The following is a 23,300-nucleotide window of genomic DNA, read 5'->3' as shown; positions in this document are numbered from 1 at the left end:
TTCTTATTAGGGTAAACTAGCTGCCTGATCTGGCGCAAGCTTACAACTGCGATGCGCAGCCGCTTCTGTGGCCCATTATTGCTCCGCGTTTTACAGGAACTCTTCTTTGATGACGTGGAGGTTTTAAACTCTAAGCGCTTCAAGACCGATTACACCAAAATGCGACAGATTGCTCAGCGGGAATTTGATAAGCTAGTCGAAGGCCGTAAGCAAAACAGTATAGTGTTGGGAACAGGTGACCTGATCGATTGGTTTTCAACTGACCGAGATCAAAACAGTGTTACTTTTCATCACCCAGATTAATTCCTTAGAGCTGCTGCGAGTCAGGCAGCAACTGTTTTGGTGATCTCGGCGGCAGCTCCACATATCAGGTCAGGATAGGCGGGCGGCCATAGCCCGAAAATGCATAGGCATTCAAAAACTGATTGCCATCAAACCTATGACGCTCATTTCGAGATAGATTTGCCTCGTCGCAAATGTCATTCCAGTGATCAACAATCGTTCCTACCAACTCATGCATAATCTGTCCGAAGCGGGCGCTGGTGATACCGAAGGCGGGCGCAATGGATGCAGCATTGGTTAACTTCGCCGACCGAGATCCGCCCGTAAAAGGCAAAGCCTGGTTCGCCTCTGAAAATGTGCGCCGCTGTGGGGTGATATCGTATGCCGGCGTCAGCTTCAGCGTGCGTCCATCCCAAAATGCAGCGTGGTTGCCAGCATGATCATCAGTGTTGCCAACAAGGATGTTGAAGACCAGCCTTTTGAACAGTTCCTCCTGCGCGGCAGTTGCGTCGTCAAAATTGGCACGGATGTTATCTGCGAGCTCCACGTAAGAGATCTGGCCGGCTCTGGCCACATTTTTACGTCGCCAGTTCCGGGCTGATACGATTGATTTGCGGGCCCATTCGTTTTGTTGAACCTCAACCCTGTCGAAGCGCTCGACAAGCAAAACTGGGCGACTGCCGACCTTTACCAACTTGACGGAGGTCACGTCGATTCCTGCTAAATCAGCGAGTCGCATAGCAATATATTCCCCACGCAAGATAGGGTAGCTGTCGCCCAAAGAGCCAAACTTGGCGATGTATTTTCGACCCGAAGCATCAGTATAAAGAGCCTTGGGCCTGCTCCCGCCGACAGACGAAAGGGGCGCTATCATGTGCCTCATGTCAGGGGGGATCATTTCACCTCTCTCGACATGGTCCGCACCGGCCATGAGTTGATCAAGTTCAATAGCCTCAGCGTCATGCGCGTGTGGTGTTTGACCAGAGATATGATAACTCAAAGCCCCAATACGATCGGAACCTGGGCTGAGCAGAAGGGATGCGTCGCTGAGCTCTTCCGCCGGGACCAGTTCCCCGTCCGGACTATATAGACTTGCCGCAAGCACGCGGCGGCCCCAACTCTCTGGAAGTGTGTCCTGGATCGGTGCTGGAAGGATGTCACTTCTTTTATCATCCAATGAACCTGAGTGGATTCCCATATCTCTGCCATAAACCGACACCGCGTTTGATCGACTTAGATAACCTGTGTCGTAAAGAAGTCGGGTAGATGCCGTTTCCAACGTGATTTGGCCCGCGAGGACGGGTGAGGTTTGATCCGGCAACCATGCCATGACATCAATACGTCCTGTGAAGTTCGGCATAGCTGTTCGGTCCTAGAGGTCTGTGGCTATTGATGCATCCCGCCTGCAGTCTAGCTCGGTGATTTCCGGCTACGGTAATCGGGCCTGAAGTGATCGCGCAACGCCTAATTTTGATTAGTTTCAGGGGCTTATGATTTTTTAAGTTACTACTTTGAGGCTCAACCTATTGACTTAACTGAACTTCCTCGGGCTGCGGCTCAATTTTTTTGGAAGCAAAGGGTCATTGGATTGTCCTTTACGATTGCAGTTAAAGCAGTATCTGTAGTCGGAGGTGGAAAACGGCAACCCTGGTTCCAAGGAGCCAAGGTTGATAGCAGACTCGAGAATGGATAGTGGACACAACTGACATCAATGGATTCGATGGGTTATTTTGGCGGGCCCTTGCTCGCGCCAAAGTATCGCCCTGCCCCAATGGCCACCCGCGTTGGCCGCTGGCTGGTCGAACGGGCCGCAGCACGCATGCGGCGTGACGGCTATTGCGCGGGGCGGATCTCCATTCACATCGGGCTTTGGAAACGGCACGGGCATCATTGGCAACAAACGCTCAATCCAAGCCAAGACACGCGTGACTTTCTGGATATCTTTGACGCCCTCACGGCGCAGTTTGCCAGCAGTCGAACCCAAGCCACATCAATCGGAATTAACCTCACGAACTTGGTGCTGTTAACGGAACGCAACGGCGACCTTTTCCTGCCGCTTGCCCCTGGGCAAAACAGCAAACGCGAAACGCTCTCCGCCACCATTGACCGTATTAATCTGCGGTATGGCAAAACCGTCATAAAGTATGGTGAGCAGCAAGAGCACTTGGGGTTCTTTGATCGGGGGTGAGGGCGGAAACCAGACCTTCGCTGCGTCAGCCATCAAGGTCAGCTATGCGCAGATAGCGACCTTTGCAAAGTCTGGAACCGTAATCTTCCTTCTCGACGTGATCGGCCCAAACCGGTCCTTGGGGCGTAGCGCAGCTAACGGCAGGTTCGAGCCCAATGTAGCCAATGCTGCGAATATCACCAATTGCCGCTTTTGGACGGATACTGAGGCCAAGTAAGAACCAAAAGCCGCAGCTCCGTGAAAATGTGCTTTTGTGTCTGAATTTTTATCTAATTCGAGCGACAGATTTGCGTTGTTCGTCCGTAAAAGTGATAAGTTAGATATAATAGGGCATTATCTTCACATTGATCATATCCCCAACAGCATCTTGAAGGCCAAAATATGAACCATCGACTACTTTACGGAAGCGCAGCGGTATCTGCTATAACTGCGTTGGCAGTCGTTTATGGTGCATCCCACTTGGGCTCACAGCCAGCAAACGCACAGACCAGTGAACTGACGGCCTATGACAGCGTCAATACAGCTAAAGCCATCGCCGCCGCCAATTGGAGTGAGAACGTCACAATCACCATCAACGATGATGATACCTTCACCTACCAATCCAATGGCATGCCGAGTCACGGGTTCGCTGAGGCTTACTTGATCCCTAAAAACGTCGGATCAATGCCGTTCAGCGACAACACAGTGGATGAATTTGATGTTGAATATTCGGCAGAGTATTTTTCCGAAACCCCGCTGGACCAAGATATCACGACCTTGCCGATCTATATCGACGCGACAACGGACACGTCGCTTGGTCAAATCGGTGTCGCCATAAGCGGTGCGCAGATTTTCAACGATTACGAAGACCCAGGCCGCACAATCGCAGCGATGGACGACAACATCGTTTTCCATGATCACGTGGCGTTCGTTGATGAATGCAACGGGCACACTTTGGTCAACGGCACGAACTATCATTATCACGGCATTCCCACTTGCATCACAGAGGCGCTCGATGTTGAGGGGGAGCATTCTTACATGCTGGGGGTTCTTGTGGATGGCTTTCCTGTTTATGCCAACCACGACACCGGCGGTGAGATCATTGGCGATGACGCATTGGATGAATGCAGCGGCCACTTTGGGCCGACACCGGAATTCCCTGATGGCATTTACCACTACCATCTGACGGCAGATGATGCGCCTTATATGATCGATTGCTACCACGGGGAGGTCGACGCAGAGACAGCCTCCGGCGGGGCGCAGAACCCTGAGAATGGCGGCGGTCCTGACTTGTCGAGTGCGGCGGAAACATTAGGCGTCACCGAGGCCGAATTACTCGATGCCCTCGGCGGTGGTGGCCCTCCAGATTTTGCGGCAGCGGCCACAGCCCTTGGCGTCAGCGAAGATGCTATTCGCGCCGCAATGCCAGCGCCGCCAAATTAGGGCCAGACCATGGAAAAAATAGCGTTTGCCGTCATCGGGGCCTCTGCTGCAGTGGTCGTGATGACACTTATCCCGTTGTTCACCCATGATATGACCAAGCCGGTTGACGGCATGGTCATGAGTGAAACTGTGATGACGGACCAAGAGATGTCAGGGATGATGATGGAGGACATGTGCAGCGCCAATATTAGCGACATGGCCGCGATGCACCAACACCCGTTGCGATCCGTGTCACCTAATCTGCCGGTGCCGACAGTCAGTCATCTTGTCTTTCCAGACGCGATGGACGGTTACAACATCCAAATTCTGACCAAAAACTATGAATTCACCCCTGCCGCAATAAACCGCGAGGCTGTCGATAACGAAGGCCACGCACATATCTACGTGAACGGAACTAAAATTTCGCGAGTTTATTCAAACTGGTTTCACTTGCCATCAAGCTACCTACAACCGGGTGACAACCTTATCACGGTGACCCTAAACGCGAACGATCACAGTGAATGGGCGATTGGCGATACCCAAATCGCATCCACGGTGCGCGTCGTTAGGTCGAGCGTCTCCCAATAATTACAAAAGCGGACATTTAGTCGGCTACCTCCAAGGGCAGCTTTGTCCGGCACAGCAGACCTCTATGCATCGCGCAGCGAACGTCTGCAATCCGCCCTCACTTCTGAAAATGTCTGATGCTATGGCGGCACAGGTCATGTCCGCTTCGGGCTGACAGCAGTCATCCGGTATGATCGCTCAGGCCGTTGGTAGGGCATTTTGCGCAAAAACCACGTGCTGCATTGCCGCAAGTCCGTTTAGAGCCCTATTTACCAAATGACGTGACGCAGTAGCTCTTGCGTTTTCTACTGTCGACCTGTTGAATTTCATTTGATGCTAAGACGCGAGCGATTTACTGTTGGCACTTCAGGTGCCGGTAGTATGGCAACACTTGAAATCAGCCCCTAAGCCTTAGTTTTTATATAAGATAAAAATCAATTGCGAAATATTAATGAAACCGATGGATAGATCATACAAACATAGAGACTTATTCGACGCTGGAGTTAGAGCACTTCAAGGATTTGGTGTCGTAGGTGAAGCTTACAGGTGTCCAATTTGCTGCAGCGATTACGACGCTCGAGCAATCAAAAAAGATGCTGCAATTGACTACAGGCTCACGCTCGAGCATGCGCCTCCAGCCAGTGTTGGCGGAAAGGTAGTCGCACTTACATGCAAAAAGTGTAATAATGAACTGGGTTCGAAGCTGGATAGCCAAATCTCTGCCCGAGAACAGTTTTTTCGTTTTATTGATCCAAATAGGCCTGACCCAAAGCCTTTCCCAGGGAAGATCACTTTGAGTGAAGATCCCACAATAACCACGAATATTCAAATTTCAGGGAAAATTGGTTCTAAAATTAATGTCCGTGCTGGAAAAAACAACAAACCCTCGCACCTATCTGGAACAAGAGAAAAAATCGCAGAAATATACTTATCTCAGAGATCATTTAATGGAAAAATTTCGGTGCCTACTTACGATAAAAAACGCGCAAAACTTGCTTTCCTTAAAAACGCGTTTCTTTGTTTGTTCGCAAAATTTGGATATACATATGCTTTAAGTCAACCAGCTAGATACATCGTTCAAGGATTTCTTGAGGAGAGTGATTTTGATGTGGTCATGCTGCAGCCAATTGATGGGTATGAAAACAGTATTTTGGTAAATGAGAAAACTGGGGTTTGTTTTGTTGGCTTTGGTGAATTCCTTTTGGTCTGCCCATGGGTAAATGCTAGCGTCCCAAAATACGCTGAAGCCTGCAAAAATCCAGATTCATTTCTGGGCAAATACGACACACTCTATCCGTTTGAAATGCCAATTAAACTCGAAGCAATTTTGGACAATCGGCTAATTAAAAAAGTATAAAGCCTAAAACGCAGCTATTGCACCGCGCATCGAAGGTCCGCTCTTTGTGAAAGGAGGGGAGCCTTTTGTGAATGCAGCGCAGGCCTGGTTTCCTGAACAAGTGTCGACCGATCGGACAATTGACTTTTCAGCATAGCCCAAGGCCGCTTTGCCGTTCGTCACCGTATCCCGCTGCGGCGCAGCCAATTTACCCTTTGTCCGCTCAGCCGCCACTCGCCTGTCAAAAATGCTGCAAAATGCATGAACGGCAGCAATGCGAAAGCTGCAACGCAGCGTTCAAACAGTCAGCGAATGGCGGCTCTGGGCCGTGAACGACGGAAGGCACGGCTTCAAACAGCTGATGCTCTGCGACGCCGTGACTGTCTCTCTTTTAGCCACTTTTGACCCGGATCCAACACGCGGATACAAGGAGACAATAAAATGAGTTTGACCGATGGCAGGGCTTGCCGGTCGCGAGGAGTGTGAATGGACAACAATCCTACCACGGGACAATGCCTTTGTGGCGCTGTGAAATTCCGCATATCAGGAGAGTTTGAAAGCTTTTTCCTGTGCCACTGTTCCCGCTGCCGCAAGGACAGCGGTTCGGCCCATTCGGCAAACCTGTTTTCGTCCACTGCCAAAATCACCTGGGTGTCAGGCGAGGCAAACATCAAGACGTTTCATCTTCCCGGTTCACGCCACATCAAGAGCTTTTGCTCCGACTGCGGATCCGCACTGCCTATTTCCCAGCCAGAGGTCGGTTTGCTTGTGGTTCCGGCAGGGTCGCTTGACAGCCCGATCGACATACGACCCGACGCGCATATCTGCAGTTCCAGTCGCGCGAACTGGGACGAAGCCCTGACCTCCATCCAAAGAATCGAAGGGCTTCCCAGCTAATCGGTTGCGCCGATGATACATTTCAGACAACAGCCAGACGATAAGGACGCGACCATCGGCGTCGTCGGGCTCTGTTGTCATTCAAGGGACAGAATGCTGCGTGATGCACGAATGACCGCTATGGCGGACCGCATTACGGCATGTTGAAGTGGTGGCCAAGGTCGGCTCTGGGCCGTTCGCTTCGATCGACACGAAAGGCGGATGATCGCTGTGGTCAGTGCCAAGATCGCTAACGTTGAATGACAATGCGTTCATGTCTACACTAAGCCTTTTAGCCGCAACACTTGATTGCATTCTTTTTACCCTGTCACTTGCCGAGCGTAAACTTACGAAGCCCCGGGAAAAAATGCTCTAAAAAACGGTATGCTCGCCGCACCTATCGGACCATTCAACTCACCCAAGCGCGTTGCCACCACTTGTGCGGATTCCAGGCCGCGGGACGGCGGTAGCAAAGGGGTGCAATTGATTTTGGTCACAAGCTCTGACGTAATTGCAGCCGGAAGTGCGCCGCCTAATACAATGATTTTAGGGTCGAACATACCGCTAATCACTTGAACCGCGAAACGCATTTGGTCGGATGCTCGTGCGATCCAAGCCACGACAGAATCTTTTTGACGGAGGTCTTGTGTCGAGAGCTCTTTGATGTCGCTAAGCGTGATTCCGACCTTATCCATTTCGTCCTGAAAATCTTGGAGCGTTGGTCTGGGCGCGCCATAGGGGAAAAGGGCCCCAGGTAAACAGGCGTTGCCGTTGTGTCCGCGGTAGGGACGCCCGTCTAACACCGCACCGCCACCCAAGCCGTATCCTATATGCACAAGAAATAGAGGATCACGAAGCTCACGGTTGCCGAACAAATATTCACCCAAAGCAGCAGCGGTCCCGTCATTTTCGATGTGGATTTGCGCCCCCTTATATTCTGAAATGCCGTTTTGAGACTGATAGCCCTCTAATTCTTTAAATGTCTCATGAGCCTTCAATGATTTACCGTGAGTATCAAAATTTCCGGGAAGCGAGAGGCCAATACCAATAAAATTATCCGCTTCAGTTTTGGTTGATGCGATCAGTTCGTTCGCCATATCTACAGCAAGGCGCATTGCTTCCTGTGCATTTTTATCTTCGGTCAGGCGGGATGTTTCAGCCAAGACCTGTCCAGAAAAGTCAATGATTACGGCGACCATCCGATTAAGATATAGATAGACACCCACCGCTCGAAAAGCATGGCGCCGGATGGAAAGCATTTTTTTAGGCTGACCGCGCGCACCAGACTTTTGGGCCGCCTCTTCAAACAGACCAAAATCCTCAAGATCGGCCGTCAGCCGCGTGACGCTTGCTCCTGTCATCTGTGTCGCATGCACCAGATCGATTCTGGCCATTCCTTCGTTGCGGAACACCAGCTCGACCAGTCTGCGTTGATTTAAGGACAAAATATTATCTTTTAACATCAATCTCTTAAATCTCTGTCTTCGGTTTCGCCAAATATGTCATAATTACATTACATTACATGGTGTAATTTAATAAGCGTAACAATAAAACGATGCTATGCAAGCGATCAACGTTTTGTCACGTTGGATAAACAAATCAGAGGAAACCATCAATGATGAATACCAAATGCAGGGTAGTCGCGTTCACCACTCTGGTAGCGCTGGGTGCAACAACCGCTGCAGTCGCTGAGCCAATCACTGTTTACACGCCACAAGGCGAAGAACGGGGGATATGGATCACAGAGCAAGCCGCCGCAGCGGGTCATGAGATCGAAATTCTATCCGCAGGCGGGGGCGAATTGTTTGACCGCATTTTAGCGGAAAAAGCCAACCCGCAAGCCGATGTCGTTTTTGGTCTGATTGATGCCGCCATGGCGTCACTTAAAACTGAAAGTATGTTTCAAGCCTATGAGCCGGCCTGGGCACAGGGTCTGCCCGCTGTCTACCGCGATGACGTGGATAACATGGTCTACAAGTTTTGGCAGACACCGATTGTCCTAGCCTACAACGCAGACGCGATGGACGCAGCAGGGGCCCCCACAAGCTGGCTCGATCTGACCAAACCTGAATTTTCTGGAAAATACGTCATCGGGTCTTCTGCGTGGCAGACGACGAAATCCTATCTGGTCGGCATCCTCGTTCGCTTTGCCGACGAAAACGGCGATATCTCTGATGAGGGCTGGACGTTCATGCAAGATCTGTATGACAACGCGATTGTTGTAGAAAGCGGTGACGCCAAAACTGCAGCCTTCGTTAACGGCGACGCAGTGATCGATCTTAATTGGTTTGGTGGCGTTGGCCGTCAAGCAGCAGATGTCGGCTACACTGCGACGATCGTGGACACAGAAGGTGGCACACCCTTTATCTCGGAAGGGATTGCCATAATTGACGGCACAGACCAACTTGATGCAGCGAAGGCTTTTGTTGACTGGTTTGGCTCACCAGAATTCATGATCGCCTACGCTGAAGAATTTGGGCAGGTTCCGGTTCATCCAGAGGCAGTTGCAGGCTCACCCATGGAGGTGCAAGCTAACGCAACTCTTGTTTCACCCCAAGATATTGATTGGGATGACGTTGCGCCAAAGATCGATGGTTGGATGCAACGCATCGAACTTGAGATAAAATAATAACACTCTTCGCTCTCTTTGGCCGACCGCATCATTGTCCCGGTGCGGTTGGCCTTTTTCTCACATGAAACGGGGTGTCTCATGATTTCCATCCGAAACCTAAATATCTGTTATGGACAAACCGAAGTCGTGCCTGATCTGAATGTCGATATCGCACGCGGGGAATTCTTTACCCTGCTCGGTCCATCGGGCTGTGGTAAGACGACCGTTCTACGCGCAATCGCAGGGTTTGTGCCTGTCACATCGGGGCAGATTTTGTTGGATGGCACGGATGTAACCCGCCAACCCGCAGAGCAACGCAACGTTGGCATCGTGTTTCAGAATTACGCTCTGTTTGCGCATATGAGCGTGAGGGATAACGTGTCATTTGGTTTAAAGGTCGCCAAGAAGAAAGGTGCCGAGATCAAGACCAGTGTTGATCGTATGCTTGATGCCACCGGCATTTTAAAACATGCCGACAAAAAGCCCGAGGCGCTTTCTGGCGGACAACAGCAACGTGTTGCCATCGCACGCTCTTTGGTCATGGGAACTCAAGTGCTTTTGTTTGATGAGCCGTTGTCAAACCTCGACGCGCGTGTGCGCGACGATATGCGCAAAGAGATAAAACGTCTGCAAAGAGAACTGGGTTTTACGGCCATCTTCGTCACACACGATCAAGAAGAAGCGCTGTCCATGTCTGATCGTTTGTTAGTGTTCAACAATGGCGTTGCCGATCAGATTGGGACATCAAAAGATCTCTATTCAAAACCGGCCACACCGTTTGTCTGTGAGTTTATCGGCGCGTCGAACAAATTGGAGATCAAAACGAAAGCGGCGCTAGGGATTGATGCTGCAACACTCGCCTATATTCGCCCTGAAGAAATCGCTCTGGCCAAAGATGGAGAGCACGCCGCCACGATCACAGACATCGATTTCCTTGGGCCAATCAGCGCCATCGAAGTTCGGTTTCAAGATGAACTGCTGCACTTCTCTGCCGTTGGCTCTGATGCCCTCCATGGCCTCGCGCTCGGTCAAGAGGTGAGGCTGAACATCGACCGTAAAAAAATCCTCTGCTTTAAAAAAGGGGGGCTTATACAATGACGGGTCTGCAGTTTCAAAAGGGTCTTTACTACATCGGAATCGCCCTGATCCTCTGGGTTGCGGTGAGCTTTATCGTCGCGCCTATCTATTCTGTTCTAACACAAGCCTTTGTCGACGGCAGCGGGCTTAATTTTGGTGCGGCACAGGAATTGGCAGCCTCGGGCAGGGTCAGTAACGCCATTCGCAATACGTTGATTGTGAGCGCCCTGAGCGTTCTAACCGTTAATATTATTGGGATTTTTGAAGTCGCCGCATTGGAATACTTGGACATAAAAGGGCGGAGGTTCCTCAAATTTGCTTATGCGATGCCGCTCATTTTTGGCTCTGTCGTGGCTGCGACGGGATATAATTTCACCTATGGTCAAACTGGTGTCGTGACTCGCGCAATTCAGTCCATCTTTCCCGCGTTGCCCAATGATTGGTTCAGCGGCGTCTTTGCAGTCGTTGTCGCCCACACGTTTTTATTGACCAGCTTTCATTACCTTTTCTTGCGCGCGGCTATCCGGCGCGTGGATTATTCGGTGATTGAGGCGGCACGAAGCCTTGGGGCCAGCAACCTGCGGGCTTTCAGAAGTGTTGTCCTGCCATTGTTGTTGCCCACGATCTTCGCGGCATCGCTTCTCGTAACTTATGAATCGTTGGGTTCTTTTGCAATTCCCGCAGTCGTGGGCGGTCAACGGTTTGACATGATCGCCGAGCTTATCCTGACGTTGAATAGTCTGCGCCGGCCGGATATGGCAGCGATGCTGTCTGTTCTTTTGGGCGTTGCGGTTATTTTGTGTGTTCTTTTACTGCAACGCATTGAAAAACGCGGCAGCTATAGTGGAGGGGCAAAAACACCTGTCGCGATCCAGCGGATCAGGTTGAGCAACCCTGTCACGAACACACTCACCCATGGCTTTGCTTATCTGATCGCGGCGTTGCAACTTTTGCCCGTTGCCCTCGTCGTCTTGTTCTCTTTCGCGCCAGCAAAATCGATCATGTCTGAAGTGATACCCTCTAGCCTGTCGTTGAAAAACTATGCAGCCGTCTTGTCTGGGGGCGAAGCCTTCACACCTTTGAAAAACAGTTTATTCATGGGGGGAACTGCGGTTGCTATGGCATTGCTTGTTAGCCTGTTTGTTGTCATCCTTGCCAACCGTCACCGCAACAAACTGACGACGGCGCTGGATCTGACGTTCATGCTGCCGTGGACATTGCCGGTTCCCTTTATCGCAATCGGGTTGATTGTCACCTTTGCAACACCAAACTTGCTTATCGGCAACCAAACCCTTTTAGGCAGTTATTGGATATTGCCCATCGGCTACGCGATCGTCGTAATTCCATTGATGATCCGCTTCTTGCGTGCGGCATTTTATGCGTTGGATCCGTTTCAGCTGGAAGCCGCACAAGCACTTGGCGCACCGCCGCTCTATAGGTTTATGCGGGTCACATTGCCCGCAATCGCCCCTATCATCGTTTTGGTTGCAGGCCTGAACATCAATACGATTCTCAGCGAATATACGATGTCCGCCTTTCTGTTTAATGTGAACAATAAGCCGCTATCTATCGCCCTGTTCGAGGGCGCACGCTCAGCAAACCCAGAGCAAGCCGCCATCAATCTCGTCTACATGACACTGATCATGGTCTTTTCATATGTCATTATTTCGATTGCCGACCGTTATGGTCTTGGCAAATCGTCAGGCCGTTAAGGATTAAACAATGGTATCTACGTCTACTCGGTTTCGCGATCTCGCAGGATTTCGGGGCGAAATTTTTGTCACGGCCCATCGGGGCGCCTTCATCAAAGACAATCATGTCATCGAAGCGGAGAATTCCCTGCCTGCGATCGAACGCGCACGCCGCTTGGGCTGCGACATGGTCGAGGTCGATGTCCACTTCACTGCGGACGGAACGGCTGTGGTCATACACGATGACACGCTGAACAGAACGACCACTGGGCGCGGTGCGGTCGCGAATCATACTTATACCGACCTGCAGGCACTTAGCTTGATCCACCCCGGCACGGGAGAGCCGTTCGAAACTCACGTGCCCACTCTGGAGGAGGCATTTTTGGCACTTGGGCCCCAGATGATGATCAATGTTGAGTGCAAAACCGGCATCGAGGCCATCCCCGATATCGCCAAGATTGCGCATGACGCGGGTGTAACCGAGCAAGTCACCGTCAAAACCAATGCGCGAGGAGCGGCACAGATTGCTAAAGTGGGCGATATTCTCGCAGGTTTGACACATCCAATCGATTTCATTCCCATTTTGATAGATCAGATCGACGGGATAGATGCGCTGCAAACGGTCTGTGAAGATCTGCCGATCTCTTGCGTCGAATGTGTGGTTGAACTGCCTCTTGGACCCAAAGGCTTTGTCGGGTTGGACCGGTTAGGCATCACACCGGACGGTGGTTCTCTGTTTTCTATCGATGCCCGTCGCATTGCCGAAGCGCACAATGTAAGACAGTTCATCAACACACTCTATGTCGACCCCGCGATACCGGGAACGCAATGGAATGGTGGACGAAATTGCCAACTTGCGCGCATTTCTCCAGACAGTGTCTATTCGTTCTGGATTGCCCATGGTGCCAGCGTTATCCAAACGGATGAACCCGAATTCCTTTTGGAATGGCTGCGTCAAAACGGCTTTCGATTGGAACATACATGACGCCGCCTACGGATTCCCCAACAACACCGCAAGAACACCGGAAGCGCTTTGATACCTTGGTAGAAATTGCCGCACAGGCAGAGATCGTCGCGCGTGAGTTCTTTGTGCGCCGAGACGCATTGATCCTCGAACACAAGTCTCTCACTGATTTTGTCACCGACGCAGACCGTGCCGTTGAACGCTGCATCAGATTGGAAATTGCCAAGAGTTTCCCGGATGATCTTGTTGTGGGTGAAGAATTTGGTGGACGAGAAGGGCAGTCCTATTGGCTTGTTGATCCGATCGATGGGACCAGCAACTTCTTGTCAGGTCTGCCGCTTTGGGCAATTTCCATTGCCTATATTGAAAACGGTCACCCAATCTTTGGGTCGGTCTCGATCCCAATGTTGAACCGTTGTCTTCTTGGTGGTCAGGGTTTTGGACTAAAAGATTCCGGGCGATGTCGGGGCGATGCTTGCGGTGCATCGAAGGTCTTTGGAATAGGTTACAATGAACATTGGCCTCCAAGCCGAAGAGAGTTGATTGAGGCGCAACTGCGGTCACAAGGCTTAAGCAGTCTAACACTTGGTTCTTGTGCGACGTCCCTTGCTCTCGTGGCCTCGGGAGAATTGGCAGGCTATGCCGAAGGAAACGTCGGATATTGGGATGTCGCAGGCGGCATCGCGCTTTGCGAAGCTGCCAATGTGTCAGTGTCGTATGCAGCCACCTCTGGAAAAAAGAGCACCTTCGTCGCCGCCGGTCCCGTATCCATCCAGCCCCTTATCTATGACATCACCAAGTCCAAACCTGCATCCCAGACATAAACAGAATGGCGCGTGTTCGCTCGTGACGTTTTTGGGTTTGTCTACGGTTTCGCAAAGATGGAAAAATGGCGGCGATCAAATGGTCAATGCATTGCCGTTTCAGGGATGGTTCAAGCTCGGCTAAGCTGCCGAAAAAAACGCACGTTCAGGGCAAAGAAACGTTTTGTGCTCCTTGGCAAATGCAGCGAAAGTCTGCTGTCATGGTAGCGACAAAAACGTTCAACAACCACTTGGGTTTTGAACGGGATCTATGGCAGCATCAGTCGAAGCGTTTTATGGTCGTGCCAAAAAGGAGGGTTTTAGGGAGCACCTCTCGGATTATGTGCAAAACCACCCCGGTATAGTATTTTAGAATTCTATTCCGGGGTGTGGGGCAATCAAAGGCTTGGTCTTCAACGGCCTTAAGCGAGTATTTATCGCAATATCTATTTCGTCACAGGTAACGCTTTTGATGCGCTGCTTGGCTCTTTCTTCATAAGCTTTTCGCTGGAAACGGTTTGTCCAGTTTTCCTACTTATGGCTTCGCTTTTTTTGACCGCATCCTCAAAATCGATAGCAACTGCTGCGGTGTCAGAGCCGGAGCCGCCATGTGCATAGGTGCAAGTTCCCGGGCCATCAAAACTCATATAGCCGAGGTTATACTTATCCGCCAACTGCTGACATTCACCTCTGCTGCAGCTCTGACAGGCCATTGCGCTGGCGACCACTGGAGCTAAAAAAACGCCCAGCGTTGTGGCGATAAAAGTAAATTTTTGATAGGTTTTCATTTTAATTTCTTTCGTTGTTTAACACGCCCAAAATGCGATGAGGCGTGCTTGTTATGGAGTAACAGGCTTTGTTGATGGCGTGGAGGCCCCTCTTGATGGCATTGCAATGTGCCAAGGTGGTGGGTGTTAAAGCCAGCATAAAAGGAAGGAGCATCCATGTCCGAAGTTACCATAAGCGGCCATTGGTTAAGCCGCAGCGAAAGCTCGCTTCGTCCTCATTGCAGACTTCGAGGGTTAGAATTGCTGCCCCGCCGGACCAATGATATGGCGGCCCAAGTGAGTTATTTAGCTGCAACCGCATGGGGTGCTGTTGCGGTCAAGCGACCAGACTGGCGTATTCTTAGCAGGTTGAACATCATTACGGCGATTCAAAGCCACCTAACTTTATGAGATCTTTTAACCTAGTCCGGCGCTCTTTATTTTGCACCTGATGGAACTTGCAGCAAGGGCGATGTTTCTGGCGCGCCGGAATGGACCGCTCCAACAGCAATGATTGCACCCAAGCCGAGTGCCAGCGGGCCAGCCGGTTTGGCCGAAGCTGATGTCGCAGTTAATGCACAGAGAATGATTGCGGTGTTGCGAAGGGCGTGAAGCATGATAGTTCCTTTGAGTCTTATTTAAATGAAGCCAAAGTATGTGGCCCTTCAAATAAGCCTAAACGCCAGAAGATATGCAATTTCAGCCCTCTGATATTTGATAACAAGGGACTATTCACTGACTCAAAGCTGAAATACGGGTATGATCGGTGGGCAGGTCAATTGAGCAAACTTCCCTCATTCATAACGAGAGTTTGCGGGGTTATCCATCGAGCCCACCGCATGGATGCAGAGCGAAGCGGCACTAAAAGAAAGCATAGCGGCCATCGTGCAAATCACTTTGAAAGAGAATTGAGGCGTCGGGTGACTGGCATTTGGCCAAAACGCGTGAAGTGTCATTGTGCCTAGAGGGCGGCGATGCGCAGGATTTGGTGAATATGCGCTGCAGCGCGACTGGCTAAGTGAACGGCGGCTTAATGCCGATCACGTCGATCGACATCAAGCGCGGATACCGGACTTTAGCTGCAAGTGCGAACTATTCATGTCGAAGCTGAAGGTTCGGACATTCATAGTTGGTTTGGTGGTGCGCTGGCTGGCTTGATAGAGCTAAAAATACCCATCTCGCCACTCACGGCTTTCGCGTTCTATTTCGGGGAGGCGTTCGCGAATGGCATGCGCTTCACTTTGCGCCTTCAGACCCTCCTTATTGCGGCCTAATTGGACCAACGCAGCACCGATTTTGTCGTGGCTGCGGGCTATATTTTTTTGCCCAACAGTGGTTCTTGGCGTTCTGTTTTCAAGGCGTTCCTGGACCGCAAGGCAGTCACGATGGGACTGCAAAGCTTCTTCATACAGGCCTTGTTTGAACAAAATGGTGCCGATACGATCATAGCTAACACTGAGAAATCCGCGCCAATGCTCGCTTTCAGGCTCTTGTTTTAAATGACCTTTCGCCAAATCGCTTGCCTCAAGATAGGTTCGCAGCGCCTCGTCAAGACGGTTTGTTTCCAAAAGCGCTTTGCCGAGTTTGTTGATGCCGTGAAACAGATCATGCTGGCGTAATCTGTTTTCTGGTTCTTGCGCGGCGAGATGAGCTATTTTGGTGATCTCGTCGCGAAGAAATTGTAGCGTGGGTTCAATTTCATGCGCCAAAGTATAAATTCCTGACTGATGGAAACTCATGGCATGATACCTCTACACCAATTAGCCGAAATAGAAAAATGGTCGACAGTTCTCGTTGGCAGCCTAGAGTAGAGCATTATGATGGTCCAGAAAAGTGAGGTTCCATGAATGATGCCGCCGATAGAAACGATAAAGTCATGAAGGGCGTGGATCGCGAAACGATACGTGGCGTGCTCGATAATTATGCCCATGGTGGCACGGTAGAGCAATGCGCCGAGAGCGCTGGTGTAGATTACGATACGGCCTATCAGATCATAGCAGATGCCATCGCCGCGCAGAAAAGCGCGGGGTGAACCAGTTCTATTGCCTGATGGATCGCGCGTGCGTTGCGCGATGTTCTGGTAATCACGCCTGATCCAAATGTGTCAGATATCGTTTTAGCGCCAGCAATCTACAAGGGCCCTATAGCCCCTCTCAGAGTCCATGAGCACCATATTTCCCAAGTCCTCATGCGCCTCACCCTGCAAAGTCATATTTGAAGAAATCCCCCAATCTCTCGCGAATTTCCAAAGCTCGGCTACGGGAAGTAGTATCGTGTAAATGCGCCCCATTGAGTAGCGTTCGAAGGATACATCATGATTGTCTACTTTGAAATTCCACCGGTCGAATTCGCGATTGGGGTGGGGTTGCCTATGTAGGTCTAAGAACTCAACGCAAAATAGTTTCGCCCTGATAGCGGTTTACCCCTTCTAACGAAATCTTAAAGCTGATGACCCCAGCCTCCTTCCGCTTGCGCGGAAATCTCATGGAAAGGGTCATGTCGGCTATACGGTCGTGGTGGGTCAGGAGGCAGTATTTACGCCTGTCAAATTGTCTGACACGCAAGATGTTTAAATAGAAACGGTCTCTGTCATCGACCCCAAACAGTCTTTGCTCCGAAACCACCGGGGCCGAAGAAGGTTTTTCCAAAGCCATTGCTTCGATTTCCTCTGGAGTTTTTTGTCGCACGTTCAGATCTCTTCGAGTTATGCTCAAAAGCTGGTGACGGTGTAAAATAAGCTGCGTTGCGACGTTGCTTGATCCCGTCTTTGATCTCAAGCGATTACCGGCACAAACGGTGAGGGTAATCGCCAACGCGCCGACGACGAGTGACAGGATGCCTAGGTCGGGCAGACGTTCGATATGACGACGATCCCTGCTGGTTGGAGCAAGCCTCTGGCCAGCATACCAATTGGGAAAGATCGACGGATGGAAATCATTGGTTCGGCCATTCGCGAGGATGAGGCTTGACGTAGTGGCTTGATCAAACGAACATTTCAATGTCCGAAACCCCGCCTTTCTTCATTGCATACTCGAACCGACTAAATACGGCCAAGAGATCGTATCCTGCTTCAGCCAGTCTGGGCCGATAGTATTTTTCAAGCTTCATCCAATGCCTCGCGGTTTTGAGGTGGGAGTGAATAAGCACACCCTTGTGAAGTTGCGGTCTTTATTGCCTGCGAGCAATGCCTGCTATCGTGTTTTTGCAGCGCAGCACATTTCAGAGGAATGGAAGGCGACTTAGTGTCGATGGGCGCAGATTATAGATCTCCAACTGTCTCCGCTCCATCTGGTGGGCGCTGATCCAAAATGATCTGAGCCCATATCCAACGATGAAATGACGGCAGACAATAGAATATATACCTAAAATCAAGTGTTTATATCTTTTATTCGATTTTTATGAATTTGATTCGACTAAAAGGAATCCATATTCTATAATAATTACAGGTCCACTGGAATTTGGTGGAATAGATGTGAAGATAGCGTGGCTTCGATCCCGGCATAGCGCCTAGTTATGTCAAATATAGGGGTGTTCGCCAAATATAAAATCCAGGCGGCGCCCAGACTATTGCGGGCTCCAATCCCTCGGTTCAGTAACGCGCGACTGAGCAGAGGTCCTTCGACCAACTTTCGATGGGCTTCCGCACATGCTAAATCTTGTTTCTCATATACATTTTTTCGCGGTTTTTCCGCAATCGGATGTTTGTCCTCTTGGTTCTGGGGGGCTTAAGCTTCTCGCCTATTGGCAAGAGGTAGATTTTGCATGCCTCAAGGACAGCGGATGGCACATGGTAGTGCCGTTGTCGCGGGTGCCCGCCCTCGGTCACTTCTTGAAAAATAAACTTACAAAAAAATTCTGTAAATCACTTAAAAATCAGTGTGTTGACTCGAATCGTTGTGTCTGTTCAGTCATGTCTAGTTTGCCGAAATTTGTGAAAGTCGACGCAAAATTGACGTGCTTACACCGGCAGCGTTTGCCTGGGCGAAAAGGGGGACCAATGACTTAGAGACCCAGAAATACAAAAAGCCCGGACCGTTGCAGGATCCGAGCTTTGTTCTTCATCGACGGCTGAGTCGACTTCATTGCATGGGTTCTTGATACCCGAAGTTCTCAGTTCGGTCAAACACCAATCATCCGTGGCTTTGCCTCCGGAGTAAGAAGATATGGACTGAAACAATGGAAGAAAATCAGGAACAGCGTGGTCTCTCCGCGAGAAGTGGATGCCATCCGACGACAGAAATCGCACCACGGCACAGCTGTGCCCACAGCAAGGTAGGGCTGCCTCTTTTTGCAGATCCTGAGGACCCGATGCGCGTCAACCGCTCCCACCTCCAGAAAATGGAGATCGGCAAGTCTAGCGGCTGCTGCAAGGTGTCCTTGGTCACTCGGATACACCGCACTGCCGTCCTTCAAGAGTTCTGGTGCGCGTCGTTCGAAGAGGCGCAGGTTTATGAAAACCTGGCAGCCCACCCGAATGTAGTGAATTTCAAAGAACAGCTGACACGCGTGAACTTCGTCAAGCAGGATGGTTCGCCATCGCACACGAAAGTGGACGCCCACGTGCTGCTGCGCAATGGAGACGAATTGCTGGTTTCGGTAAAGTATGATGAAAAGGCGCGTCGACCGTCCTATCTTGCGGAGGTTGCGGACATCGCGGCGCAGTGCTTGCCCGAAGTCGCCGACGCGTTCGCTGTGATGTCGCGTTACCACTTCCACCCGGCTTGGCGTGAATGCGCCCGCAAGATCCACTTCGCCCGTCGTGGTTGGGATCCAGAGGCCGATTGCACGGTCTTGGAAAGTGTGCGTCATCTTCCGGCCTCCTTCACCCTTGGTCAGCTGGTCGAGGCTGCTGGGCTGGAAAACCGAGGCTGGCGGGCTGCGATCCGGTTGATCGGTGATGGTGACATCTACAAGCACCCCCTCGATCTGTTTGAAAGCGACCTTGTATGTCGGAGGGCGGCATGAGCTATTTTTCTGCGATAACCGCTGCCGATCGCATTTCTTTTGAAGGAAACGAGGTCACCAAGATCATTCCGCTTCAGGATTGTAGCCGCAGCATTGTCACACATTATCAACTGTCAGTCAGTCATCCAGAACATGGCATCGTCCTTAGGAAATTCTCGGTCGACGAGATCGTGAATCTGCTGGAATGTGAGCTTCTTATTGTTGAGAAAGGATATCACAGTCTGGCCCGCCAGACAGATCGTGCTCTGCACGGAACTGACGAATTGTTCGGGGCAACACGGAAGCAGCGCGCACGCATCGATAGGATCACCTTTCTTTGCCGTCGCATGGCCCACTATTGCAAGATGGGCATGCCCTTGACCCCCGCGGGGGTTGAGGTTCGTCGTTCTAAACTGGAACGCGAATTTCGTGATCATCAGGCGCGTATGGACTACGGGACCGAAAAATCCAATTCGACCCAGAGCTTGAAACCATTGCCGTCGAACACAACGCTCCTCGAATATTACCGTAAAATGCGTAAGGGGCAAAATAACCCTAAGGTCTTTCTCCCGCCTCGCGCTAATCCGATCGACATCGATCATCAGGAGGCAATCGATTTACATTTCATACTTATAATCCTCTATGAGTATGCCAGTGCAACCAAAATAGCGAAGTGTGATGTCGCGCAGAAGGCCGTTGTTGGAGTAGAGGAAGAAAACGCTAGGCGGCGTTCGCAGGGTTTTCCGGTCTTGATTAAAGTCAGATCAGCAAGGACTTATGAGCGGTGGATAGACGAGCGCCTTGATCCCTACACTGTAGTCTTACAGCGCGATGGGCTTGCAGCTGCAAAAGCAAAATTCGGTTCGGTTGAAGGCGGAATGCAGGCCAGCGCCATTGGCCAAGAAGTGATCATGGACGCATGGAAGGTTCACGTGGTCACTCTTGATGCGACTCGCGAACAACTGAATAGAATGCCCCCGGAACAGAGGGCGAAGGTCCGGAAGGTCCGGCGCTGGGTAGTTGTTGCGCTTGATGCTGCCACCAGGGTCATCCTCGGTTTTGCGTTTTGCAAGGCGCCGAACCAGGACGCGTCACTCAAGGCGCTCAGGTATTGCTTTGCAGATAAGACGTTTTTGTTGGAAGATGCTGGTCTACGTAACGCTTCTTGGAATTGCCGCACCCAGATTCACATGGTGTCAACTGATTCTGGGTCGGAGTTTGGCAAGCATCCTTTTGGTGGAGCGCTTTTTGGCGAAGCAGTTCGGCGATTGAGTGGATCTTTCTTGAATGCGGTCACCGGTGTCCCGGAGCTACGTGGAACTATCGAGCGACTTTTCCTGACCTTTGAATTGAAATGGGCGCGCCACCAGCCAGGCTGGACTGCAGGAAGCGTTAGCCAGCTCAATGACCGGAAGTCCTATTTAGAAGCCTGTATGTCGGATGATGAATTGGAACGCAACTTCGTGCAGTTCGTTGCTGACTATAATAATTCTCCGCATCGTGGGCTCAAGAATCGCACTCCTATAGGAGCTTGGGAAAAGTTGTCGCAGGATCCACTCTTCGACCTTACGATGCTTCCCGGCCCTGCCGCGCTGCGGGAGGCTTGCGGCACATACGAAACTGCAGGGGTGTCGGAGGCCGGCATCCGCTTCAAAGGTTTGACATATTCGAATGAATTTATCCGTAATCAACGCATGTCCAAGGGTGTGGAACGGATTGCCCAGCCCGGTGAAAAATTAGAAATCAAAGTGGACCCCTTGGACATGGGTGCCATTTCTGTTCTCACCGATCTGGATCTGATTTCTGTGGCTTGCCTTGACGAAGCCATGCGCGGCAAATCACTCGCTTGGTGGAAAGGTGAACAAGCGCGTCAAAAGGCGCAGGCACAACAAGATGTTGGCTCCAGGGCACCTGTGCGTGAAGAAGCCAGAAAAGCATGGCAAGGACAAAGTGCCGCGATCGCTCGTTCGGCAGGTGTGAGCCCGCACGGCAGAACTCTTGAGGAAATCGATCGCCTTGCCCGTGAAGCAAGCTTCGGCAAAGGCCGCAATGAAAAACCCTTTGTCGGTCGGGATGAATACATTGATCCCATCACCAGCGGCAAAAGGATTGGAGGCGAACACGAAAATGAAGAGGTGGGCGAGACTCCTGCCGACGTTTCGGCGGACGACGACCGTCGGTCGAACCCGCTTGATAAATTTCGTTCAAAGGGCAAGCGCACTTCTCGTTCAACAACAAACAAAGGGGGTCGGTAATGGCTTTGAGTAATATTATTATGGAGATGGAAGCAGTTCGCTCAAACGAAGTTGCCATGGCCGACCTTTCCGCAACGTTTTTCGAGACGGAAACATTCAACAAAATGAGTAATCGTATCGTGCGCGTGATGGAGGCGAGAGAGGCCAACTTGTGCCGTGGACAATTTGAGCAAAAAGGCGCGTGCCTGATCGGTCCCCCTGGAAGTGGCAAGTCACGGATGGTCAAAGAGGCCATTCGGAGGTTTGAATGCGCTGCAGCTGCAACGGGTGGTCGTGAATATGGACACGAGATTGTCAGCGCGATTGTGCCCGGAAAAGCCGGCGTGAAGGAAACCTGTCGCGCGGTTCTCAACAAGCTAGACTACCCGACTAAGGGAGAAAGGACAGAAGAATATCTGATCGGCTGCCTGAAAACGCAACTCGAGCACCGCCGAATTGCGGGACTTCACCTCGACGAAGTTCAGGATGCAGGCCGCTATGCCAACGACGACACCATGCAGGGTTTTGTGAAGCGGTTTCGGAACCTTATGCAAGATGGTCCTTGGCCCGTTTGTCTGATCCTGACATCAACATGTGAAGGTCGGGAGTTGATTAATTTCGATAAGACTCTGGCTCGGCGCCTTCGGCCGTTAGAAATTCGCCCGATGACAGTAAACAGTGATGGTCTGAACCTAAGGCAATCCGCTGAGAACTTAGTTGTCGCCGCCGGACTTTCGCATGGGGGCCTTTTGGATGAACCTGCCTTTATGCCACTTTTTATGCATGCGGCGGCCTACCGGTTCGGCGTGGCGGTGGAAATGGTCATCGAGGCAATTGGCGAAGCGCTATTTGAGAGAGATGATGAAGTCAATCTTGATCACTTCGCCGAAGCATACTTTGTTCGCACTGATTGTGATGAGGAGATGAACCCGTTCATCTCCGATTGTTGGCAAGGCATCGATTCGACTGTTGTTCTAGATCGAAATGTTGCTGAGAAAAAAGAGCCGCGGAAGCGCTCAAGGCGTAAATAGCGCTTGAAACAAGCACTTTGCATTCAGATAAAAGGTCGCCCTCGGGCGGCCTTTTTTAATTCTATGCTACAGTGGTTTAAATCTAGTTGGTATAGGGACGTCGGAAGTTGGTTTCGGGATGTCGGTAGGTTTGCTTTCAGGTTGTCGGGGTATAGTGTAACTTATTGATTTGTATGTTTAAAATTACCACCTAAGTCGGTCTTTAGATGTCGAACGACAGTAGATGGGGCATAAGAATGCACAAAATGGCATTTTTCCATGCACACCCTGTCAAGATTTATTATGCTGATATCCCACGGAAATTACTAAGCCGCTGATAAGTTTGAAATATCATGAGGATTCTTAGAAGAAACCCGTTTTTGTTGATTTCGTGTATTCACGAACACATATCGGCCTTAACCAATGCATCGGCTTGATAATCAAAGCAGTATCTATCGTCGACGAACAATCGTCCTCAGTATCAGTAGTCGCGATTTATGATTCAAAGCCGCCAACTGGTGGTCACGACCTTTGCATCAGCGAATGAAA

The 23,300-nt window shown here is 50.8% G+C and carries 21 protein-coding genes; 15 read left to right on the top strand and 6 right to left on the bottom strand.

Annotated features, from left to right (window positions below):
- Positions 1 to 367 precede the first annotated feature (367 nt).
- Positions 368 to 1,642 carry a type II toxin-antitoxin system HipA family toxin gene (locus KO503_RS10515; RefSeq protein WP_215991517.1) on the bottom strand — a complete coding sequence of 425 codons (1,275 nt, stop codon included), beginning with the start codon at positions 1,640 to 1,642 and terminating at the stop codon, positions 368 to 370.
- A gap of 351 nt (positions 1,643 to 1,993) precedes the next feature.
- On the opposite strand from KO503_RS10515, the gene KO503_RS10510 reads away from it, so the two are divergent.
- From KO503_RS10510 to KO503_RS10490, 5 genes are all read left to right on the top strand, one after another.
- Positions 1,994 to 2,470, top strand: a complete 477-nt coding sequence (locus KO503_RS10510) for a DinB/UmuC family translesion DNA polymerase (RefSeq protein WP_215991516.1) — start codon at positions 1,994 to 1,996, stop codon at positions 2,468 to 2,470.
- A gap of 381 nt (positions 2,471 to 2,851) precedes the next feature.
- Positions 2,852 to 3,892, top strand: a complete 1,041-nt coding sequence (locus KO503_RS10505) for a YHYH protein (RefSeq protein ID WP_215991515.1) — start codon at positions 2,852 to 2,854, stop codon at positions 3,890 to 3,892.
- Between the two features lie 9 nt (positions 3,893 to 3,901).
- Positions 3,902 to 4,459 carry a hypothetical protein gene (locus KO503_RS10500; RefSeq protein WP_215991514.1) on the top strand — a complete coding sequence of 186 codons (558 nt, stop codon included), beginning with the start codon at positions 3,902 to 3,904 and terminating at the stop codon, positions 4,457 to 4,459.
- Between the two features lie 430 nt (positions 4,460 to 4,889).
- Positions 4,890 to 5,795 carry an HNH endonuclease gene (locus tag KO503_RS10495; protein WP_215991513.1) on the top strand — a complete coding sequence of 302 codons (906 nt, stop codon included), beginning with the start codon at positions 4,890 to 4,892 and terminating at the stop codon, positions 5,793 to 5,795.
- Positions 5,796 to 6,260: 465 nt separating this feature from the next.
- The gene (locus tag KO503_RS10490) at positions 6,261 to 6,671 is read left to right on the top strand and encodes a GFA family protein (RefSeq protein WP_215991512.1); all 411 of its coding nucleotides are present in this window, start codon (positions 6,261 to 6,263) and stop codon (positions 6,669 to 6,671) included.
- Positions 6,672 to 6,997: 326 nt separating this feature from the next.
- On the opposite strand, the gene KO503_RS10485 is transcribed toward KO503_RS10490, so the two are convergent.
- Positions 6,998 to 8,113, bottom strand: a complete 1,116-nt coding sequence (locus KO503_RS10485) for an ROK family protein (RefSeq protein WP_215991511.1) — start codon at positions 8,111 to 8,113, stop codon at positions 6,998 to 7,000.
- Positions 8,114 to 8,265: 152 nt separating this feature from the next.
- Between KO503_RS10485 and KO503_RS10480 the strand changes: the two genes are divergently transcribed.
- The 5 genes from KO503_RS10480 (at position 8,266) to KO503_RS10460 (ending at position 13,817) form a co-directional block, all read left to right on the top strand.
- The gene (locus KO503_RS10480) at positions 8,266 to 9,279 is read left to right on the top strand and encodes an extracellular solute-binding protein (RefSeq protein ID WP_215991510.1); all 1,014 of its coding nucleotides are present in this window, start codon (positions 8,266 to 8,268) and stop codon (positions 9,277 to 9,279) included.
- 81 nt (positions 9,280 to 9,360) lie between these two features.
- The gene (locus KO503_RS10475) at positions 9,361 to 10,359 is read left to right on the top strand and encodes an ABC transporter ATP-binding protein (protein ID WP_215991509.1); all 999 of its coding nucleotides are present in this window, start codon (positions 9,361 to 9,363) and stop codon (positions 10,357 to 10,359) included.
- Entirely contained in the window at positions 10,356 to 12,050 is a 1,695-nt protein-coding gene (locus KO503_RS10470) for an ABC transporter permease (protein WP_215991508.1), read from the top strand. Before KO503_RS10475 ends, KO503_RS10470 begins: the two co-directional genes overlap by 4 nt.
- A gap of 10 nt (positions 12,051 to 12,060) precedes the next feature.
- Positions 12,061 to 13,014: a glycerophosphodiester phosphodiesterase family protein gene (locus KO503_RS10465; RefSeq protein ID WP_215991507.1), complete on the top strand. Its 954-nt coding sequence runs from the start codon at positions 12,061 to 12,063 to the stop codon at positions 13,012 to 13,014.
- A complete protein-coding gene (locus KO503_RS10460; RefSeq protein WP_215991506.1) occupies positions 13,011 to 13,817 on the top strand; it encodes an inositol monophosphatase family protein in 807 nt (268 codons plus the stop codon). The genes KO503_RS10465 and KO503_RS10460 overlap by 4 nt, the downstream gene beginning before the upstream one ends.
- A 425-nt stretch (positions 13,818 to 14,242) precedes the next feature.
- Here the strand turns inward: KO503_RS10460 and KO503_RS10455 are convergent, their stop codons facing one another.
- Positions 14,243 to 14,584, bottom strand: a complete 342-nt coding sequence (locus tag KO503_RS10455) for a hypothetical protein (RefSeq protein ID WP_215991505.1) — start codon at positions 14,582 to 14,584, stop codon at positions 14,243 to 14,245.
- A 156-nt stretch (positions 14,585 to 14,740) separates the two neighbouring features.
- Here KO503_RS10455 and KO503_RS10450 point away from each other — a divergent pair, with 156 nt between their 5' ends.
- Positions 14,741 to 14,974: a hypothetical protein gene (locus KO503_RS10450; RefSeq protein ID WP_215991504.1), complete on the top strand. Its 234-nt coding sequence runs from the start codon at positions 14,741 to 14,743 to the stop codon at positions 14,972 to 14,974.
- A gap of 26 nt (positions 14,975 to 15,000) precedes the next feature.
- Here the strand turns inward: KO503_RS10450 and KO503_RS10445 are convergent, their stop codons facing one another.
- Together KO503_RS10445 and KO503_RS10440 are read right to left on the bottom strand one after the other, a co-directional pair.
- Positions 15,001 to 15,180, bottom strand: coding sequence for a hypothetical protein (locus tag KO503_RS10445; protein WP_215991503.1), 180 nt, complete (start codon positions 15,178 to 15,180; stop codon positions 15,001 to 15,003).
- A gap of 546 nt (positions 15,181 to 15,726) precedes the next feature.
- Complete coding sequence (locus KO503_RS10440; RefSeq protein ID WP_215991502.1) at positions 15,727 to 16,302, bottom strand: tetratricopeptide repeat protein; 576 nt, start codon at positions 16,300 to 16,302, stop codon at positions 15,727 to 15,729.
- Between the two features lie 104 nt (positions 16,303 to 16,406).
- On the opposite strand from KO503_RS10440, the gene KO503_RS10435 reads away from it, so the two are divergent.
- The gene (locus KO503_RS10435) at positions 16,407 to 16,595 is read left to right on the top strand and encodes a hypothetical protein (RefSeq protein ID WP_215991501.1); all 189 of its coding nucleotides are present in this window, start codon (positions 16,407 to 16,409) and stop codon (positions 16,593 to 16,595) included.
- A gap of 355 nt (positions 16,596 to 16,950) precedes the next feature.
- Here the strand turns inward: KO503_RS10435 and KO503_RS10430 are convergent, their stop codons facing one another.
- The gene (locus tag KO503_RS10430) at positions 16,951 to 17,562 is read right to left on the bottom strand and encodes a hypothetical protein (RefSeq protein ID WP_215991500.1); all 612 of its coding nucleotides are present in this window, start codon (positions 17,560 to 17,562) and stop codon (positions 16,951 to 16,953) included.
- A 1,177-nt stretch (positions 17,563 to 18,739) separates the two neighbouring features.
- Between KO503_RS10430 and KO503_RS10425 the strand changes: the two genes are divergently transcribed.
- The 3 genes from KO503_RS10425 to KO503_RS10415 are packed head-to-tail and all read left to right on the top strand — an operon-like array spanning position 18,740 to position 22,772.
- The gene (locus KO503_RS10425; RefSeq protein WP_215991499.1) at positions 18,740 to 19,528 is read left to right on the top strand and encodes a hypothetical protein; all 789 of its coding nucleotides are present in this window, start codon (positions 18,740 to 18,742) and stop codon (positions 19,526 to 19,528) included.
- Complete coding sequence (locus KO503_RS10420; RefSeq protein WP_215991498.1) at positions 19,525 to 21,762, top strand: hypothetical protein; 2,238 nt, start codon at positions 19,525 to 19,527, stop codon at positions 21,760 to 21,762. The genes KO503_RS10425 and KO503_RS10420 overlap by 4 nt, the downstream gene beginning before the upstream one ends.
- Positions 21,762 to 22,772, top strand: coding sequence for an ATP-binding protein (locus KO503_RS10415; protein WP_215991497.1), 1,011 nt, complete (start codon positions 21,762 to 21,764; stop codon positions 22,770 to 22,772). The genes KO503_RS10420 and KO503_RS10415 overlap by 1 nt, the downstream gene beginning before the upstream one ends.
- Positions 22,773 to 23,300: the final 528 nt, after the last annotated feature.

Origin of the sequence: Pacificibacter marinus (assembly GCF_018860505.1) — a bacterium.
Classification (GTDB): domain Bacteria; phylum Pseudomonadota; class Alphaproteobacteria; order Rhodobacterales; family Rhodobacteraceae; genus Celeribacter; species Celeribacter marinus_B.
Note: the sequence above shows the minus strand (reverse complement) of the source record. Positions and strands in the feature narration are given on the sequence as shown.

Coding starts and splice junctions, on each gene's coding strand:
- KO503_RS10515 (WP_215991517.1), bottom strand. CDS start 1,642: ATGCCGAACTTCACAGGACGTATTGATGTCATGGCATGGTTGCCGGAT.
- KO503_RS10510 (WP_215991516.1), top strand. CDS start 1,994: ATGGATTCGATGGGTTATTTTGGCGGGCCCTTGCTCGCGCCAAAGTAT.
- KO503_RS10505 (WP_215991515.1), top strand. CDS start 2,852: ATGAACCATCGACTACTTTACGGAAGCGCAGCGGTATCTGCTATAACT.
- KO503_RS10500 (WP_215991514.1), top strand. CDS start 3,902: ATGGAAAAAATAGCGTTTGCCGTCATCGGGGCCTCTGCTGCAGTGGTC.
- KO503_RS10495 (WP_215991513.1), top strand. CDS start 4,890: ATGAAACCGATGGATAGATCATACAAACATAGAGACTTATTCGACGCT.
- KO503_RS10490 (WP_215991512.1), top strand. CDS start 6,261: ATGGACAACAATCCTACCACGGGACAATGCCTTTGTGGCGCTGTGAAA.
- KO503_RS10485 (WP_215991511.1), bottom strand. CDS start 8,113: ATGTTAAAAGATAATATTTTGTCCTTAAATCAACGCAGACTGGTCGAG.
- KO503_RS10480 (WP_215991510.1), top strand. CDS start 8,266: ATGATGAATACCAAATGCAGGGTAGTCGCGTTCACCACTCTGGTAGCG.
- KO503_RS10475 (WP_215991509.1), top strand. CDS start 9,361: ATGATTTCCATCCGAAACCTAAATATCTGTTATGGACAAACCGAAGTC.
- KO503_RS10470 (WP_215991508.1), top strand. CDS start 10,356: ATGACGGGTCTGCAGTTTCAAAAGGGTCTTTACTACATCGGAATCGCC.
- KO503_RS10465 (WP_215991507.1), top strand. CDS start 12,061: ATGGTATCTACGTCTACTCGGTTTCGCGATCTCGCAGGATTTCGGGGC.
- KO503_RS10460 (WP_215991506.1), top strand. CDS start 13,011: ATGACGCCGCCTACGGATTCCCCAACAACACCGCAAGAACACCGGAAG.
- KO503_RS10455 (WP_215991505.1), bottom strand. CDS start 14,584: ATGAAAACCTATCAAAAATTTACTTTTATCGCCACAACGCTGGGCGTT.
- KO503_RS10450 (WP_215991504.1), top strand. CDS start 14,741: ATGTCCGAAGTTACCATAAGCGGCCATTGGTTAAGCCGCAGCGAAAGC.
- KO503_RS10445 (WP_215991503.1), bottom strand. CDS start 15,180: ATGCTTCACGCCCTTCGCAACACCGCAATCATTCTCTGTGCATTAACT.
- KO503_RS10440 (WP_215991502.1), bottom strand. CDS start 16,302: ATGAGTTTCCATCAGTCAGGAATTTATACTTTGGCGCATGAAATTGAA.
- KO503_RS10435 (WP_215991501.1), top strand. CDS start 16,407: ATGAATGATGCCGCCGATAGAAACGATAAAGTCATGAAGGGCGTGGAT.
- KO503_RS10425 (WP_215991499.1), top strand. CDS start 18,740: ATGGAAGAAAATCAGGAACAGCGTGGTCTCTCCGCGAGAAGTGGATGC.
- KO503_RS10420 (WP_215991498.1), top strand. CDS start 19,525: ATGAGCTATTTTTCTGCGATAACCGCTGCCGATCGCATTTCTTTTGAA.
- KO503_RS10415 (WP_215991497.1), top strand. CDS start 21,762: ATGGCTTTGAGTAATATTATTATGGAGATGGAAGCAGTTCGCTCAAAC.